We start from the raw sequence: 16,180 nt of genomic DNA, 5'->3' as shown, positions 1-16,180 counted from the left end.
GCAACCGCGACTACGTCGCGCTTCGCCATCGCGCTCGTCACCGCCGACCCGTGGCGGCCCTGGCCGGGAGCCAGCCAGCCGCCCGCGGCGGCGATCCCCGGCGCCCGCTTTGCCGGAGCACAAAAAACAGAGCGCCCATTCGACGGCGGGGGGGGGAAGCCGTCACGGGCGCTCTGCCATCCCTTCTTAGCAGGACACGGGCCAGGGTCTTTCTCTAGTCACTTCGCTGAGTTACCCGTCAGGATTCCCCCGAGGCTTTCGTTTCTGAGATCGCTGCGTTGCAGACCTGACGGCCGATCAGCCCCTGAAGGGCCGGGCGAGGCAGCGCGCGCCGGGGCCGGCGTCAGGGCGCGGATGGGCCGCGCTCGGCGCTCGTCGCGTAGGCGATGCCGGACTGGAGCGTCCCGCGCATCACGATGTTGCCCCACGGGACATCCAGCTTCACCAGGGTCCTGGCCACCTCGGGGCGAAGGCCGGTGAGGACGACCCGGGCACCGAGGAGCGCGACCGCCTTCGCCGCGTGGACGAGGACCGACGCGACATGCGAGTCGATGAGGCTCACGCCCGTGACATCGAGGATCGCCACGCTCGCCTGGGTCCGGCTGAGGCCGTCCAGCAGCGTGGAGAGCACCTGGTCCGCGCGCTGCGCGTCGACGATCCCGACGAGCGGCATCACCACGACCTTGTCGGTGATCGGGATCAGCGGCGTCGACAGATCCCGGAGCCGCCTGGACTGCTCCTCGATCACGAGCTCGGCCTCCCGCCGCGCGGTGATGTCGATCTCCATCCCGACCATGCGCAGCGGCTTTCCGCTCGCGTCCCGGGCGACGATCCTGCCGCGATCGATGTTCCACCGGTACTTCCCGCTCTTCATCCTGAGCCGGGTCTCGCAGTGGTAGCTCGGGGTTCTCCCCTCGAGATAGCCGTTCACGGCCGCCATGACGCGCGGCACGTCGTCCGGATGGAGCAGCTTCACCCATCCGGCGACGTTCGGCTCGAGCTCGCCCGGAGCGTACCCGAGCGACTCGCACCACCGGTCGCTGTAATAGACAACGTCGGTCCCTATGTCCCACTCCCAGTAGCCCTCGGGCAGCATCTCGAGGATGTATTTCAAACGCGCGTCGGCCTGGCGACGCGCGTCCGCGAGCTCCTCGCGGTCGGTCACATCGTGATGGGTGATCAGCGCTCCGGCGCCCCCGTCGGCCGGGAGCGCGCTCACGACGAGCTCGAAATGGCGCGGTGGCGCCGCGCTGTCGCAGGCGTACTCCAGCGTGAACGACTGCGACCTTCCGGCAAGGACGTCGCGCACCCCTCGCCCGAGCACCTCGACGAGCTCCGCGCGGCGGGCCTCGGCGCAGCACGCCAGGTAGTCGCGCGCGACGGCGAAGCGGCCGCCCGCGAGCGCTTGCTCGACGTCGAGCCGCGACCACGCCGTGTTCACTGCCCGGACGCGCCCATCATGGTCCAGCATGGCAGCCGGCTCCCTGATCGAGCTCAGGAGTGCTTCCGATGAGACGACGAACATGGGGCCCCTCTCGTGTCGTGAGGCGCCCTGCCGGGCGACTCCTTCACGGCTCGTATATCAAGGTTTGCATGGCCCCTGGGCAACGATCCGTTGGCCTTCAACTCAGCATATCGATGAGCCTGTATGTCCGTCGGGCCCTGCGCGCCGTCCTGGCTTGAATCCGAGAACGCGGGGGACTCCGGCGTTCTGGTCGGTGCCTCCCTGAGGGTCGCCGTTGCTCCATGTCAGAGGATTCGACCGGAGGTCGCGCTGAGGGACAGGACGTCGGGACGGGCGCCGCGCTCAGCCGTGGGTGGCGATCTCGTCATAGCCGCGGCCGCTGAACTGAAGAAGGCAGATGCCATGGCCGAAGGGGTCGGCCAGGCGGAGCATGCGTCCCCACGCGGCCACCTCGATGTCGGCCTCGGGGACCGCTCCGGCCTCCTGTGCGCGGCGCGCGGCGGCCTCGAGATCGTCGACCACGAAGTCGAGGTGGACCGGCGTCCAGTGGCGCCGGTAGTCGCGCGGGGACGCGCCGGCGGCGGGCGCGCTGCCAGCCGGCTTCACCAGGAGGTAGATCGGCGCCGCCGCGCCGAGGAGCTCGACGAAGGCGTCGCCGAAGCGCCGCCCGACGCGCAGGCCGAACGCTCGCGTATAGAACGCGAGAGCAGGGTCGAGCGCCGGAACATCGATGTTGACGAGCAGATCGGACATGCGCCCAGCCTAGCCGCGGAGCGCGTCACCCCACAACGCGCGCGCGAGGGGCGCGCGGACGCGACGAAGAGGCATGAACCGAAGGGGCCGTTGCGCTCAGACCACCCTCACGCTCCGGGCCGCGCCGTCCCCGCGCCGCGCCAGGAGCATCTTCGCCGCCGGCCGTACCACCTCGGCGATCGCGCGCGCGGCCGCATCGGCGCGCGCCGCGGCCCCGAACCGCCCGTGCGCCGCGAGCGCTGCGCCCTCCACGCGGTCGTCCTGCCCCCCGTTCACGATCTCCCACGCGTCCGCGCGCTCGAGCCCGGCGAACACCTCCTCCACCGCCGCGCGCACGCGCTCGCCGCCCACGCGGATCGCCCACGCCGCCGTGCGCCACGCGAGCTCCGCGTGGCGCGCCTCGTCCGCGGCGATGATCGCGAGCGCGCTCCGGACCGCCGGGTCCTCCGCGGCGCCGAGCTCCTCGGCCGCGATCACCGCCGCGAGGGTCTCGCCGATGCAGCCCTCCCTCGCGGCGCGCGCCGCGATCGACGCGAGGTCCGCCTCGACCTCCACCCGCCCCTCGAACGGAAACGCGCCGGGGGCGATCGCCTCGCCCGCGTACGCGCTCGCGAGCGCGAAGCAGAGGCGCGCGTGGCGGGCCTCGTCGAGCGCCGCGCGGTGCGCCTCCTCCACGAGGCCGGCCGGGGCGCCCGCGGCGAGCAGCTCGAGGGCGAAGCGGCCGAACGAGGCCACGGACGCGTGCTCGAAGAGCGCGTCGCGCGTCCACGCCGCGGCCAGCGCCTCCCGCAGATCGGCGGACAGGTGATCGATCCGCGGGGCCATGGCGTCGGCCGCGCCCCACCCGGCGTCGCGGCGGGCGCGCACGGAGGCCGCCGTCCGCGCCACCTCGTCGACGAGGTACGGGCGCCCCTCGCACATCGGGATGACGTAGGCCTCATAGCAGCACTCGCCGTCCTTCAAGGTCCCGTCGCTCCTGACGGAGTGAGACGCGAAGTGCGTTTGATTGAGGATCTCCTGTCCTTCCGACCGCGAAGGGCACGCGAGCGGCTCGCCCCCGCCGCCACCTGCGCCGCCGGCACCGCCGCCTGCGCCGCCCGCGTCGTCCTGCGGCCACGCGAAGCAGGCCACCGTGGAGACGGGCTCGGGATCCTCGGGACAGCTACTGTACGCGCTGACGCAGCCGGCAGCGGCGCCCGCGGCGGGGAGCGCGAGCAGGGCGAAGAGGCGATGGGCGAGCGTCAGGCGAAAGGCGTGTGCGGTGTTCATCGGGGACCTCGTCGGCAAGGGAATCGGACGGCGCGCACCCCCTGCACGAAGAATGCCCCTCGCGCATCCAGGCCGAACGCGCGCCCCGCGCGCGGGCAGGGCATGATCCGTCGGTCATGGCCGGCGCGGGCGCCCCGGAGACAGGCGCCCGCGTGAGGAGCAACGCGCAAGACGGGTGAGTCTTACCAGGCCGCCTGGCGCAACATGGCAGTCGTCTTCAAGAGGCTAGCGACCTCGTCACTCATAGCCCGAGCGGCAGCGCGAGCTGCACGAAGCCGCCGCCCGGGCCGACGCCCGCCGTGACCCGGGGGCCGGCGGCGGCGGGCTCTGCGCGCACGTCCACGAGCCAGGGCAGCCCGCTCTGATCGCCCGCGCCGGCGAGCCCCACGAGCCCCTCCGGCGCCCCGCTTGCGCCGGAGGTCCCTGCGCCGCGCGCGGCGCCCCCCATCGCCACGGCTAGCCCGCCACGCGCGCCGCCCGATCCGCTGCGGGCGCAGCGCCGTCCGGCCCGCGCCCCTCAGGGAAGGACGCGCGTCGCCCGGGCCGCCGCGAGCTCCGCGCCGCCGGCCCACGGCGCCTGCCGGTCGCCCAGCGAGGCGCGCACCCGCGCGACGTCGACCTCCGTGATCGCGGGCGCGCTGTTCCCCCAGCTCGATCGGACGTAGGTGAGCACCAGCGCGATCTCCTCGTCCGAGAGCGTCACGCCGAGGTTGGGCATCACGTCGTTGTAGACAACGCCGTTCACCTCCATCGGGCCGGTCGCGCCGAGCAGCAGGAGCCGGATCGGGGTCTCCGCGTCGTCGAGCAGCCACGACGTGCCGACGAGGGGCGGATAGCGGCCGGGCTTCCCCTCCCCCCTCGCCTGGTGACAGCTGGTGCACGAGCGGTAATAGATCTTGCCGCCCTGGGCGAGGTCATCGGCCGTGGCGCCGGAGCCCAGGCCGCCGCCCGGCGGCAGCGCGCGGCCCTCCAGCTTGCGCAGGACCATCCACGGCAGCGCGAGCACGCCGAAGGCCACGATCAGCAAGATCACCACGACGTGCGCCGTGTTCTGCTCTCCCCCTCGGGCGTCGTCGCGCTTGCTCGCTGTACCCACGCGGCACTCCTCCGCCGCAGATGAAGCGCACGCGATCCCCGCCGTCAAGGACCCATCCGTCGGCCGCCGTGGACCCGGGCGCCGCGCCCCGGAAAGCCGGTCCCCGATCGACGCCGGCGCGCTCGGCGGGCCGGGCGAGCCGGCGGGATGTCGCCGGCGCGGCGGCGCCCCTCGCCTCCGACGACGCGCGCCGGGCGACGGGCCGCGCGCTCGAGGTGAGCGGCGGCCCGCCATGACATCCGCGCCGCCCGCGGCTCGCCGCGCTACGCCGTGGCGACCGCCACGGCAGCAGCCGCCGACACGCCGGCGCTCTCCGTCCTCGTCGCGGAGGCGCGCGGCGCCTTCTTGCGGGTGGAGCTGCGCCGGCCGTCGACGCCGACGGGCACGTCGCCGTCTACCGTCACCCGGCGCACAACGCGGAGCTGATCGCCGTAATCGTTGATCGCGTAATGCTGGGTGGCGCGGTTGTCCCAGACCGCCACGTCGCCCGCGGCCCAGCGCCATCGGACGGTGTTCTCGAGGCGCGTGATGTGCTCCTGGAGCACCTGGAAGAGGTGCGCGGAGTCGAACGACGACACGCCGAGGAGGTTCTTGACGAAGTGGCCGAGCACCAGCGACCGCTCCCCGGTCTCGGGGTGGACGCGCACGACGGGGTGCTCGGTCTCGTAGACCGTCGACGTGAACACCTCCTGATACCGCCGCACGTCGTCCGCCGACGACTGCGGCTTCCGCGCCTGGTAGTCGTACTCGTTGCTGTGGACCGCCCACAGCTTGTCGGCGAGCTCGCGGAGCGCGGGCGGCAGGTCCTGGTACGCCGCGACGGTGTTGGCCCAGACCGTATCCCCGCCGTGGGCGGGGATCACGAGCGCCCGCAGGATCGACGCCTTCGGGTACGCGTCGACGAACGTGACGTCGGTGTGCCATGAGTTCGCGCGGCCGCCGTGCCGCGAGTCGAGCTCGTGGATGAAGTCGGTGCCCTGGACGACCGGCACCGTCGGGTGCGCGACGGGCTTGCCGTCGAACAGCGCGGTGAGCGTCTGCTGGCCGGCGTCGTCGAGGTGGTGCTGGTTCCTGAAGAAGATCACCTTGTAACGCAGCCACGCCTTCCGGATCTCGCTCACCGTGGCGGGGTCGAGATCGGCCGAGAGGCGCACGCCGCGCACCTCCGCGCCGATCCGGCCGGCGATCGGCACGATCTCGAGGACATTGCTGCTCTGGTTCACTGTGGCGCTCATGCGGAGTTCTCCTGATCGGGGGGCCGGCCGGTCCGCACCGCGGAATCCCATCGCGGTGCGGAGCCCGGCGGGCCGGTGGACTGCTCAGTGCGACGCGGGTCTGTTGGCGATGGCGAAGAGGCGCTTGCCCTCGAGCCGGATGCCCTCGGGCGTCCGGAAGGCCTCGAGCTCGCGCTCGATGTCCTCGATGGCCTGGGTGCGCAGCGACTCCGGCAGGTGACCGAGGAAGTTGCCGAACGAGCTCGCCTGCGAGGGGGAGCTCGTCGAGCGCGTAGGCGTTGCCGACCTGGAACGAGAGGTTCGCCTTCGCCTTGCGCTGGGCGATCTCGATCCGCAGCGGCAGCGGGTCGATCCCGAGCACCTTGCCCGTGGGCCCGACGAGACCCGCCACGTGCTCTGCGAGCAGCCCGGTGCCGCTCCCGATGTCGAGCACGTGCTCGCCGGCGCGCACGCCGAGCTCGGCGATCAGCCGCTGGCCGTGGCGGAACTGCCGCTCGGCGCTGCGCACCTCGTAGTCCTGCGCGAGCTGCGGTGTATCGAAGACGAGACTGAGTCCACTCATGCGACGGCTCCGGAGAAAAGAGGGTTGCCGGGCGCTCTCGGCCGGGGGGACGTCCTCGCCCGCGCCCGTCGACGCCCGTGTCGACGCCGGGACATCGCACGCGCCGTGCCAGAGTTTTCCACGCGTTCCGGCCGGGCCTCGCCCGCCGGGTGCTGCGTCACGAGCACGCCGCCAGCACCTCGTGCTGCGCAGGCCGCACCTCGCCCGCCCGCAGGGCTACGCTGCCAAAGCAAAGCTTCATCTCCGCTGTATTCACGCGCGCGGTGAGCCGATCCGAGGGCGAACCGCTACTGCCTGACGAGTGCTCCGCTGGCGCTTGCTTTCGCTCATCCCTCCCCATCAGTCCGCCGCCAGGGGGCGGCGCGTCCGGTTCGCTGGGGCAGATCGTCGATGGCGCGCCCGCGGAACACATCACGTCCATCGAGATGATTCCCTGATTTTCTCACTGGAGCATTGAGCAGCCAGAACAGTCTCGATACGTCCTACACAGTAGCAGGGTCCTTCCGGGAGGAGGGCTGCGCGACAGTTTGTACTCACAAGAGAATCATGTTGTTCGATGATGGGACTTCAGCGCGCCCGGAGCGGGCGAAGAGCGACATCGATGTACAAATCCTTGAACCATGAACAGGCGTGTCCTCTCCGAGGCCTTCGGTCGGTCGTCCCGATCGCGTTGATCCTGGCCAGCGGCTGCATTGGAAACATGGGCAGCTCGGGCGACGGGGGGGACGGGGTGGACGTGGGCGCGCCTGACACCGAGAATCCCACCACGACGGCGCCGCTCGCTTGCGACGACGGCCTCGTGCACCCCGGGCGAGCGCCGCTGCGGCGGTTGACGCGCTTCGAGTACAACAAGACGGTCCGCGACCTCTTCGGCGACACGACCGAGCCAGCCTTCTCGCTGCCGAGCGAGGATGTCGGAAACGGCTTTGGCAATGACGCCGACGCCCTGTCGGTCTCGAGCCTGCTGGCCGAGCAGCTCAGCACCGTCGCGGAGGGCGTCGCCCGGCGCGCGACCGCCACGAAGGAGGCGCTCGCGAAGCTCGCCCCTTGCGCGAGCGACGTGCGCGCGGACAGCGAGCAAGCGTGCGCGCGCACCATCGTCGAGCGGATCGCGCCGCTCGCCTACAGGAGGCCGCTCGCCGCCGGCGAGGCGGACGAGCTCCTCGCGCTCTACACGGTCGGGCGCACGGACGCGACGTTCGACGTCGGCATCGCCACGGTGATCGAGGCGCTGCTTCAATCGCCCGATTTCCTCTACCGCATCGAGTGGGGCACGCCCGACCCGGAGCGCCCCGCGCTCCGCCGGCCCACGGGCGACGAGATGGCGACGCGGCTCTCGTACCTGCTCTGGGGCACGATGCCCGACGACGAGCTGCGCAGGGCGGCGCAGGCGGGTGAGCTCTCCACGAAGGAGGGCGTGCGGGCGCACGCCGAGCGCATGATCGAGGACCCTCGGTTCCGGACCACCGTCCGGTTCTTCTTCGACAACCTGCTCCCCATCAGCAACCTCGCGGACCTCGAGCGAAACGCGGAGGCGTTCCCGACCTTCTCGCGGACGCTCGGCTCGTTCATGCGCGAAGAGACGCAGCGGTTCCTCGAGCACGAGATCTTCGAGGGGACGGGCACCTGGCCGTCCATCTTGACGGCCCCGTACTCGTTCATGAATGGTCCTCTCGCGGCGTTCTACGGCGTCGAGGGCGTGACGGGCGACGAGTTCCAGCAGGTGCAGCTCGACACCACCCAGCGCCTCGGGCTCCTCACCCAGGCGGGCGTGATGGCCGGGACGACGCACTCGAACAACACCAACCCCGTGATCCGCGGCTCGTTCGTGATCCAGAAGCTGATGTGCCAGAAGATCCCGCTCCCCACCGGCGACATCCTGGAGCGGGTGAAGCCGCCGGATCCGTACACCGGCGCGACGGCGCGGGAGCGCTTCAGCCAGCACAGCAAGGATCCTGTCTGCGCGGGGTGCCACCAGTTCCTGGATCCGGCCGGGTTTCCGTTCGAGAACTACGACGCTGTCGGCCAGTTCCGCACGACCGAGAACGACGTGCAGATCGACGCCAGCGGCGGGGTCCCGGGCACGGACGTCACGGTGAGCGGGCCGATCGAGCTGGTGCGTGAGCTCGCCCAGAACGAGGACGTGCTGGGCTGCTTCGCGACGCGCTGGGCCGAGTACGGCTATGGTCTCACGCTGCGCTCCGAGGACGCTTGCACCAAGACGGACGTCAAGGCCGCCTTCAAGGCGTCCGGGTACAACGTCAAGCAGCTCCTGGTCGAGCTCACGCAGACGGACGCTTTCCACTACATGGCTGCCCAAGAGGAGTGATGGTTATGTCGAACTTTCGCTTGAGCCGACGTGCCGTGCTGCGCGGTGCTGGCGCCATCGCCATCGCGCTCCCCTGGCTGGAGATCATGGGCCCCGAGCGCACCGCGCGCGCCGCCCCCGCTCCCGCCAAGCGCTTCCTCTCCGTCTACACGCCGGGCGGGACCGTGATGGACCGCTGGCGGCCGACCGGCACCGAGACGAACTTCACCCTGAGCCCCATCCTGTCGCCGCTCGCGCCGGTGCAGGACCGGCTGCTCGTCGTCGACGGCCTCGACCTGAAGAGCGCGCGCGGTGAGCAGCACCAGGCCGGGATCATCGCCTGGCTCACGGGCACGGCCCAGGAGGGCTCCCCGAACGGCGGCTACGGCAACGGGCCCTCCATCGATCAGGTGATCGCCTCCCGGATCTCCGCCGGTCAGAAGGCGAAGGCGAGCATCGAGATCGCGGTGCGCTGGGCGACGGGCAAGTCCCACGGCCTCGTTTCGCCGATGAACGCCGCGAACTTCGAGACCAACGCGCCGTTCAAGCCGATCCCGCCGCGCCTCGATCCCATGGAGATCTTCACCGATCTCTTCGGCTCGCTGGATCCCACCGCCGGCAACGATGCCGCCCGTCGCCTCGCGCGAAAGAAATCGATCCTCGACTTCCTCGACGGGCGCTACTCCGCCCTGTCCTCGCGGCTCGGCACCGCCGACAGGCAGAAGATCGACCAGCACCTGACGAAGATCCGCGAGATCGAGATGAGCATCAGCAACGTGCCGGTCGAGACGAGCGCGTGCAAGGCGCCGGAGCGGGTCGACACGTCCGACTACAACCCGCGCACGGGGCTCAACTCCTCGGACAACGGCTCGATCAAGGACACCTCGACCGACGCGGCGATCCCCAAGGTGGGCAAGCTCATGATGGACATGCTGGTGATGTCGCTCGCCTGCGACATCACCGCTGTCGGCACGCTTCAGTGGAGCGACACCGAGGCGAAGCACACCTTCCCCTGGCTCAACCTGACCGAGCACCACCATTACTACCAGCACGACGGCGGCTTCAAGCCGGCCGAGTGCGAGCGCATCTGCAACTGGTACTCGAAGCAGCACCTCTATCTCCTGCAGGAGATGGAGAAGGTCGACATGGGCGGGCACTCGCTGCTCGACGAGAGCGTCGTCTTCTTCGGGTCCGAGCTCTCGGACCCGCCGAGCCACAACAAGACGAACATGCCGTTCCTGCTGGCCGGCGGCGGCGGCGGCCTGCGCACCGGACGCTGGGTCCGGTACCCGAACCTCCCCCACAACAACCTGCTCGTCTCGATTCTGAACCTGTTCGGCGACACCCGGGACACGTTCGGCGACCCGCGCTACTGCACCGGGCCGCTCACGAACCTGACGTAGCCCTCCCGAGGGGCGGGACACCGGTCGCTTCGACAGGAACGAGACGACGTACGGCAGCTCCAGCTTCTACACCGGCGCTCTCGCCGGCGCTGTGTGATATGGCCGGCGCTGTGTGATATGAAAGCACGACGCCCCACGTTCTGTCCGTGGCATTCGAGTCAGACGGCGGGGCGTCCAACCCAGCCCATGGCCAGCATGGCAACGGCCTTGATGCCCATGACAGATCGGTGGTATGCAGCGGTGTCCGGCGCAAGGCCGTCATCGCCCCGCGCCCACCAGCTACAGCAGGAAGAGAGACGAGCATGAAGCCCCGGAATCCAGTGTCACGGAGGGTGTTCCTGTCCATCTTGGGCTCGGCATCCATCGCCGTTGGCTGCGCCCGCAGCGAGAGTGAGGCCGAGCGCGCCACGTCGAAGCCGGGCTCGGCCAACGACACAGCGCGGCGGGCACCGAAGAAGCTGTCCGAGATCGTGATCGGCTTCTCGCAGACGGGCGCCGAGAGCTCCTGGAGGGTCGCGCACAGCAAGTCGGTCCAGGAGGAAGCGGAGAAGCGCAAGATCCAGCTGCTCTTCGCGGACGGCCAGAACGTGCACAACAACCAGATCAACGCCGTCAACGGGTTCATCACCAAGGGCGTCGACATCATCGTGATCGCGCCGCAGGAATCGCTGGGCTGGAAGCCTACGTTGAAGGAGGCCAAGCGCGCTGGCATCCCGGTGGTGTTGACGAGCCGGGGCGTGGACGCCGACGAGGACCTGTACGAGACGGTGCTGGTCGCCGACTTCGTCTGGGAGGGGCGCCAGGCAGGTGAGTGGCTCGCCAAGCAGACGAACGGCAGCGCCCGCATCATCGAGCTCGTGGGGACGCCAGCGGCGGACGTGGCGACGATGCGCAAAGCCGGATTTGCCGAGGCCATCGCGAAGCATCCGGACATGAAGATCATCGCGAGCCAGAGCGGTGACTTCACGCGCACCAAGGGCAAAGCCGTGATGGAGACGCTGCTCTCCGCCCACAAGGGGGAGATCAACGCCGTCTACGCTCACAATGACGACATGGCGCTCGGGGCGATCCAGGCGATCGAGGCGGCGGGGTTGAAGCCCGGGAAGGATATCCTGGTGGTCTCGGTCGACGCCGTGAAGCCGGCTTTCGAGGCCATGATCGAAGGCAAGCTGAACGCGACGGTAGAGTGCAGCGCCGTGCACGGCCCCTTGCTCTTCGACACCATCGAGAAGATCGCGCGCGGTGAGAAGGTGCCGAAGCGGACAATCGTCCCCGGCAAGGTCTTCGAGCGCGATCAGGCGGCCGCGCTCATCAGCACGCGCCCTTACTGAGATCGCGCAGCGGCGGCGGGGGTGCAGCGGCGGCGGCGCCGGCCCCCTCCTCCGGTGAGCTCGCGAGTCGATCGGCCCTCAGCCACGGAGTAGCAGGCGCATGCCTGGTTCGAACGCATCGCTCTCTGTCGATGGCCTCAGCAAATCGTTCCCTGGTGTCCGCGCTCTGCATGACGTGCACTTCGAGGCGCACGCGGGCGAGATCCAGGCGCTGATGGGGGAGAACGGGGCTGGCAAGTCGACGCTGATCAAGCTGTTGACCGGCGTCTTCCCCCCCGACGCCGGGGCCATCCGCCTGGACGGTACGACGATCCAGCCGACCTCTCCTCGCCGCGCAGAAGCGCTGGGCATCAGCGCGGTGCACCAGGAAATAAGCCTGATACCGCACCTCTCCATCGCGGACAACATCATGCTGGGCCGTCAACCCCGGCGCTTCGGCCTGATTGACCAGCGCGCGGTCCACGCGAAGGCTCGGCAGGCCCTCGCGCGCCTGGCGCTCGACCTCGACGTGACGCGGTCGGTTGTAGCCCTGCCCACGGCGCTCCAGCAGATGGTGGCGATCGCCCGCGCGCTCGCCGTGGATGCCCGAGTCCTGATCCTGGATGAGCCCACATCGAGCCTGGACGAAGCGGAGACGCTGCGGCTGTTTGACGTGATGCGGAAGCTGAAGGCGCAAGGGTTGGCGATACTCTTCGTGACCCACTTCCTGGATCAGGTCTACGCCGTCAGTGACCGCATCACGGTGCTCAGAAACGGCTGCTTGGTAGGCCAGTATGCGAGCAGCGCGCTGCCTCGCCTGGAGCTCGTTCAGGCGATGCTGGGCGTGAAGCTCGGCGCGCCGGACAAACCCGCGCCGGGCGGCCCTGCCGGCCTCGACGGGGAGTCGAGCGCCGAAGGGCTGGTGCTCGCCGCACGCGGCCTCGAGCGCAGCGGGGTCATCGGGCCGATCGACCTCGCGCTGCGCGCCGGCGAGGTGGTGGGTCTCGCGGGGTTGCTCGGCTCCGGCCGGAGTGAGACCGCCAGGATGCTCTTCGGGATCGAGCCCGCCGATCGCGGTGAGCTCACGGTGGACCGCCGTCCGCTCAAGCTCAAGACGCCGCGGCACGCGATCCAGGCGGGGCTGGCGTACTGCCCGGAGGACCGCAAGGTCGACGGCATCGTGCCCAACCTGTCGGTGCGAGAGAACCTCATCCTGGCCCTTCAGGCGTCGCGGGGAGCGCTGCGGGTGCTCCCGCGCGACGAGCAGGATCGCCTGGTCCAGCACTACATCACGGCCCTGAGCATCAAGACGCCATCCCCGGAGACGCCGATCAAGCTGTTATCGGGCGGCAACCAGCAGAAGGTGCTGCTGGCGCGCTGGATGGTCACGCAACCACGGGTGATGCTCCTCGACGAGCCCACGCGTGGCGTGGACATCGGCGCCAAGCTGGAGATCGAGAAGCTGGTCAAGTCGCTCAGCGAGAGGGGGGTCGCCACGCTCTTGATCTCATCGGAGCTCGAGGAAATCGAGCGGAATTGTACCCGGGTGGTGGTCTTGAGAGATCGCAAACAGCAGGGCGAGCTCGCGGGAGAGTCAGTGACCCCTGCGTCGATCATCCAGGCCATTGCCCAGCGCCAGGAGGCCTCGCCCGATGCCCGAGAAGATCTCTGAAGCGCTGCGCACCAACGCCAGCGTCACCGGCGTCGGGATCATCCTCTTCACCGCTGGCGTCGGTGCCCTGCTGCTCAAGCGCGGGCGCCGCGAGGCCTGGCCCATGCTCGGCCTGTCGGCGCTCCTCGTGTTCAACTTCTTCCTGTCGAAGAACTTCTTCTCGATCGTCGAGCGCGACGGGGCCTACTACGGGACGCCCATCAACCTGCTCAACCAGGGCTCGGAGGTGATGCTGCTCGCCATCGGCCTGACCCTGGTGATCGCCGTCAGGGGCATCGATCTGTCGGTCAGCTCGGTCATGGCGCTGTCCGGCGCCACCTGCGTGATCCTGATGAAGGACCATCAATATCCGCCGCTGGTGGCGGCGCTCGTGTCCTTGCTCGTCGCGGGCGGCGCGGGGTTGTTCAACGGCGCGCTGGTCACGCTGCTGAACATCCAGCCCATCATCGTCACCTTGATCAGCATGATCGGCATTCGAGGCGTCGCGATGCTGATCACCAACGCCGAGCCTGTGACTCACGTGGATGCGACGTTCGCGTTCATCGGCAATGGTCACCTGGGTGGCTTGCCGTTCTCCATGCTGCTGGTGGCCGTCGTGTTCGCCATCGCGGCGCTCCTCTCCCGGAAGACGGCGCTCGGCCTGTTCATGGAAGCGATCGGCGACAACGAGCGGGCCAGCCACCTCGCGGGCGTCAGTGACCGCCGCATCAAGCTCTGCTTGTACGGGTTCTCCGGTCTGTGCGCCGGCATCGCCGGGCTCGTGGCCGCGTCGTACATCTCCACGGCCGACCCCGATCGCGTGGGGCGCCTGCGGGAGCTGGACGCCATCTTCGCCGTGGTGATCGGCGGGACGGCGCTGACGGGCGGGCGCTTCTACCTCGGCGGCACGCTGGTAGGAGCGCTGCTGATACAAACGCTCTCCATCACGATGTACAGCCAGCACGTCCCTTCGGAGATCGAGCCAATGCCCAAGGCCATCGTGATGCTGATGAGCTGTCTCTTGATCTCCGAGGAGTCGCGCCGGCGCCTCGTCGCGCTGTTTGGGGTCAGGCGATGGCAATAGCGCTGCGCAGCTGGGACCGGCGGCACTTGCCGCTCGTCGTGACGGCGGTCCTCCTGGTCGCGCTCTACGCGAGCGCGCTGACGTTCTACGATTCGGCGCGCAGCCTGCGGTTCCTGGTCGACCTGATCAAGGGCAACGCGGCGATGGGCATCTGCGCGGTGGGGATGACCTTCGTCATTCTGGCGGGGGGCATCGATCTCTCGATCGGGTCCGTCGTCGCGCTCACGACGGTCCTCGTGGGCACGCTTGTCGCAGGTGGCCACCACCCGCTGCTGGCCTTCTCTATCGGCCTCGCGGCGGCGGTCTCGCTCGGCGCCGCGACGGGTTACCTGATCCACGGCTTCTCTCTGCCGCCGTTCCTGGTGACGCTGGCGGGCATGTTCTTCGCGCGCGGACTGGCCTTCGTCGTCAGCATGCAGCCCATCAGCATCGATCATCCTTTCTTCGATTGGATCGTCGATGAGCTCGGCTTCGCGCTGGCGATCCCTGGCCTGGATCGAACCTGGATCACCGCGACGGCCCTGCTGTTTCTTGTCGTCCTCGCGCTCGGCGTGATCTTGCACCGGAGCACGAGCTTCGGCCGGAACGTGCTGGCCATCGGCGGGGACAGGCAAGCCGCGATGCTCATGGGAGTGCCGCTCGGCGCCACGACTGTGTGTTTGTACGCGTTGAGCGGCCTGTGCGCGGGTCTCGGGGGGGTCACCACGGCGCTGATCGACAGCGCCGGCAAGCCGAACATCGGCGTCGGCCTGGAGCTCGAGGCCATCGCGTCGGTGGTGATCGGTGGAACGCTGCTGACCGGCGGTGTCGGCAGCGTCGTCGGTACCCTGATGGGCGTGATGATCACCGGGCTCGTGCGGGCGGTGCTCAACCTGGATGGGCGTCTCCCGTCCCCCTGGCACCACATCAGCATCGGGCTGCTGCTGCTGGGCTTCATCGTCATGCAGCAGCTCCTGGTCCGCTCGGCCAGGCGCGCGACATGAGCGGCCAGGGCCGACGAGCGGCAGCTTCAACGATGGTGCTGGAGAGCGAGGAGCGACAACGTGAGTGAGACAAGACGAGTTCTGGTCACCGGCGCGGCGGGGAAGGTCGGCCAGGCCTTCATCCGCAGGTTCCTGTCGGACCCGAGGTTCGAGGCCTGGCAGGTTCGTGCGCTATGCCACAACCGCATGCTGGAGCGGACGGCGCGCCTGGACGTTGTGCGTGGATCGATCGAGCACGGCGGCGTGGCCAGCGAAGCGGTGGAGGGCGTGAGCCACGTGCTGCACCTCGCGACAAGCAAGGAGACCCCCGACAGCATCATGGACGTGGCCATCAAGGGCATGTTCTGGCTGCTCGAGGCCTGCCGCGTCAGCCCTGCGTTCCAGCAGTTCATCCTGATCGGGGGCGACGCCGGGATGGGCCACTTCTTCTATCCACACCCGGTCCCCGTCACGGAGGCGCAGAAGCACAGCGCCTACCCGGGTTGCTATGCGCTGTCCAAGGTGCTCGAGGAGGTCATGCTCGAGCAATACTACGTCCAGTATGGCCTGAACGGATGCTGCCTGCGCGCGCCGTGGATCATGGAGAAGGACGACTTCAAGGCCCAGCTGTCGTTCGGTGACGACGTGTTCGGAGGGCCGAGGTGGCGCGATCTGGTCGGAGCTCAGGCGGCAGAGGGATACGTCCGCTCGGGCGCCGTCCCGGTGATGCTCGACCCTGACGGGAAGCCGGTGAAGCGCAACTTCGTGCACGTGGAGGATCTCGTCGCCGCGATCCTCATGGCGATCGACAACGAGAAGGCCCGCCAGCAGACCTTCAACATCTGCATGGATGAGCCGGTCGACTACGGTGAGCTGGCGTCTTACCTGGAGACCACCCGGGGCCTGCCGAGCGTGAGGGTGAAGACGCCCTACCATTCGACGTGGCTGGACAACACGAAGGCCAAGTTTCTGCTGGGTTGGCGGCCGCAGTACAATCTGGCGCGACTTGCGGACGCCGCCTTTGACCACGCGCGCGCGCCCGATGACCCGCGCATCACGTGGTACCCCGGTTGACGAGCGCC

Annotated in this window: 13 protein-coding genes and 1 pseudogene; 7 read left to right on the top strand and 7 right to left on the bottom strand. The window is 69.4% G+C overall.

Annotated features, from left to right (window positions below):
- Nucleotides 1-343 precede the first annotated feature (343 nt).
- The 7 genes and pseudogenes from WMF42_RS14905 to WMF42_RS14875 form a co-directional block, all read right to left on the bottom strand.
- Nucleotides 344-1,525 carry a PAS domain-containing protein gene (locus WMF42_RS14905; protein ID WP_437692572.1) on the bottom strand — a complete coding sequence of 394 codons (1,182 nt, stop codon included), beginning with the start codon at nucleotides 1,523-1,525 and terminating at the stop codon, nucleotides 344-346.
- A 282-nt stretch (nucleotides 1,526-1,807) separates the two neighbouring features.
- Complete coding sequence (locus WMF42_RS14900; RefSeq protein WP_061612748.1) at nucleotides 1,808-2,218, bottom strand: VOC family protein; 411 nt, start codon at nucleotides 2,216-2,218, stop codon at nucleotides 1,808-1,810.
- A gap of 96 nt (nucleotides 2,219-2,314) precedes the next feature.
- On the bottom strand, nucleotides 2,315-3,487 hold the full coding sequence (locus tag WMF42_RS14895) for a ferritin-like domain-containing protein (RefSeq protein WP_061612749.1): 1,173 nt from the start codon (nucleotides 3,485-3,487) through the stop codon (nucleotides 2,315-2,317).
- Nucleotides 3,488-3,728: 241 nt separating this feature from the next.
- On the bottom strand, nucleotides 3,729-3,941 hold the full coding sequence (locus tag WMF42_RS14890) for a hypothetical protein (protein WP_155799041.1): 213 nt from the start codon (nucleotides 3,939-3,941) through the stop codon (nucleotides 3,729-3,731).
- Between the two features lie 63 nt (nucleotides 3,942-4,004).
- Nucleotides 4,005-4,583 carry a c-type cytochrome gene (locus tag WMF42_RS14885; protein ID WP_061612751.1) on the bottom strand — a complete coding sequence of 193 codons (579 nt, stop codon included), beginning with the start codon at nucleotides 4,581-4,583 and terminating at the stop codon, nucleotides 4,005-4,007.
- A gap of 263 nt (nucleotides 4,584-4,846) precedes the next feature.
- Complete coding sequence (locus tag WMF42_RS14880; RefSeq protein ID WP_437692570.1) at nucleotides 4,847-5,818, bottom strand: TauD/TfdA dioxygenase family protein; 972 nt, start codon at nucleotides 5,816-5,818, stop codon at nucleotides 4,847-4,849.
- Between the two features lie 310 nt (nucleotides 5,819-6,128).
- A pseudogene (locus tag WMF42_RS14875) lies at nucleotides 6,129-6,380 on the bottom strand (class I SAM-dependent methyltransferase); the annotation flags it as partial.
- A gap of 700 nt (nucleotides 6,381-7,080) precedes the next feature.
- On the opposite strand from WMF42_RS14875, the gene WMF42_RS14870 reads away from it, so the two are divergent.
- The 7 genes from WMF42_RS14870 (at nucleotide 7,081) to WMF42_RS14840 (ending at nucleotide 16,172) form a co-directional block, all read left to right on the top strand.
- On the top strand, nucleotides 7,081-8,709 hold the full coding sequence (locus WMF42_RS14870; RefSeq protein ID WP_437692569.1) for a DUF1592 domain-containing protein: 1,629 nt from the start codon (nucleotides 7,081-7,083) through the stop codon (nucleotides 8,707-8,709).
- Nucleotides 8,710-8,744: 35 nt separating this feature from the next.
- A complete protein-coding gene (locus WMF42_RS14865) occupies nucleotides 8,745-10,091 on the top strand; it encodes a DUF1552 domain-containing protein (RefSeq protein ID WP_061606279.1) in 1,347 nt (448 codons plus the stop codon).
- 146 nt (nucleotides 10,092-10,237) lie between these two features.
- Nucleotides 10,238-11,422, top strand: a complete 1,185-nt coding sequence (locus WMF42_RS14860; RefSeq protein WP_437692567.1) for an ABC transporter substrate-binding protein — start codon at nucleotides 10,238-10,240, stop codon at nucleotides 11,420-11,422.
- Between the two features lie 100 nt (nucleotides 11,423-11,522).
- Nucleotides 11,523-13,073: a sugar ABC transporter ATP-binding protein gene (locus WMF42_RS14855; protein ID WP_061606281.1), complete on the top strand. Its 1,551-nt coding sequence runs from the start codon at nucleotides 11,523-11,525 to the stop codon at nucleotides 13,071-13,073.
- Nucleotides 13,054-14,136 carry an ABC transporter permease gene (locus WMF42_RS14850; protein WP_061606282.1) on the top strand — a complete coding sequence of 361 codons (1,083 nt, stop codon included), beginning with the start codon at nucleotides 13,054-13,056 and terminating at the stop codon, nucleotides 14,134-14,136. Before WMF42_RS14855 ends, WMF42_RS14850 begins: the two co-directional genes overlap by 20 nt.
- Before the next feature lie 143 nt (nucleotides 14,137-14,279).
- On the top strand, nucleotides 14,280-15,119 hold the full coding sequence (locus tag WMF42_RS14845) for an ABC transporter permease subunit (RefSeq protein WP_437692564.1): 840 nt from the start codon (nucleotides 14,280-14,282) through the stop codon (nucleotides 15,117-15,119).
- Nucleotides 15,120-15,179: 60 nt separating this feature from the next.
- Nucleotides 15,180-16,172: an NAD-dependent epimerase/dehydratase family protein gene (locus tag WMF42_RS14840; protein ID WP_437692562.1), complete on the top strand. Its 993-nt coding sequence runs from the start codon at nucleotides 15,180-15,182 to the stop codon at nucleotides 16,170-16,172.
- The last annotated feature ends 8 nt before the right edge of the window (nucleotides 16,173-16,180 follow it).

Source organism: Sorangium sp. So ce176, assembly GCF_051519835.1.
GTDB classification, from domain to species: Bacteria; Myxococcota_A; Polyangia; order Polyangiales; family Polyangiaceae; genus Sorangium; species Sorangium cellulosum_G.
This window is presented reverse-complemented; position numbering and strand designations above follow the sequence as displayed.

Bases quoted from the DNA above. Each gene is read 5' to 3' on its own strand.
- WMF42_RS14905 (WP_437692572.1), bottom strand. From the start codon at position 1,525: ATGTTCGTCGTCTCATCGGAAGCACTCCTGAGCTCGATCAGGGAGCCG.
- WMF42_RS14900 (WP_061612748.1), bottom strand. From the start codon at position 2,218: ATGTCCGATCTGCTCGTCAACATCGATGTTCCGGCGCTCGACCCTGCT.
- WMF42_RS14895 (WP_061612749.1), bottom strand. From the start codon at position 3,487: ATGAACACCGCACACGCCTTTCGCCTGACGCTCGCCCATCGCCTCTTC.
- WMF42_RS14880 (WP_437692570.1), bottom strand. From the start codon at position 5,818: ATGAGCGCCACAGTGAACCAGAGCAGCAATGTCCTCGAGATCGTGCCG.
- WMF42_RS14870 (WP_437692569.1), top strand. From the start codon at position 7,081: ATGGGCAGCTCGGGCGACGGGGGGGACGGGGTGGACGTGGGCGCGCCT.
- WMF42_RS14855 (WP_061606281.1), top strand. From the start codon at position 11,523: ATGCCTGGTTCGAACGCATCGCTCTCTGTCGATGGCCTCAGCAAATCG.
- WMF42_RS14850 (WP_061606282.1), top strand. From the start codon at position 13,054: ATGCCCGAGAAGATCTCTGAAGCGCTGCGCACCAACGCCAGCGTCACC.
- WMF42_RS14845 (WP_437692564.1), top strand. From the start codon at position 14,280: ATGGGCATCTGCGCGGTGGGGATGACCTTCGTCATTCTGGCGGGGGGC.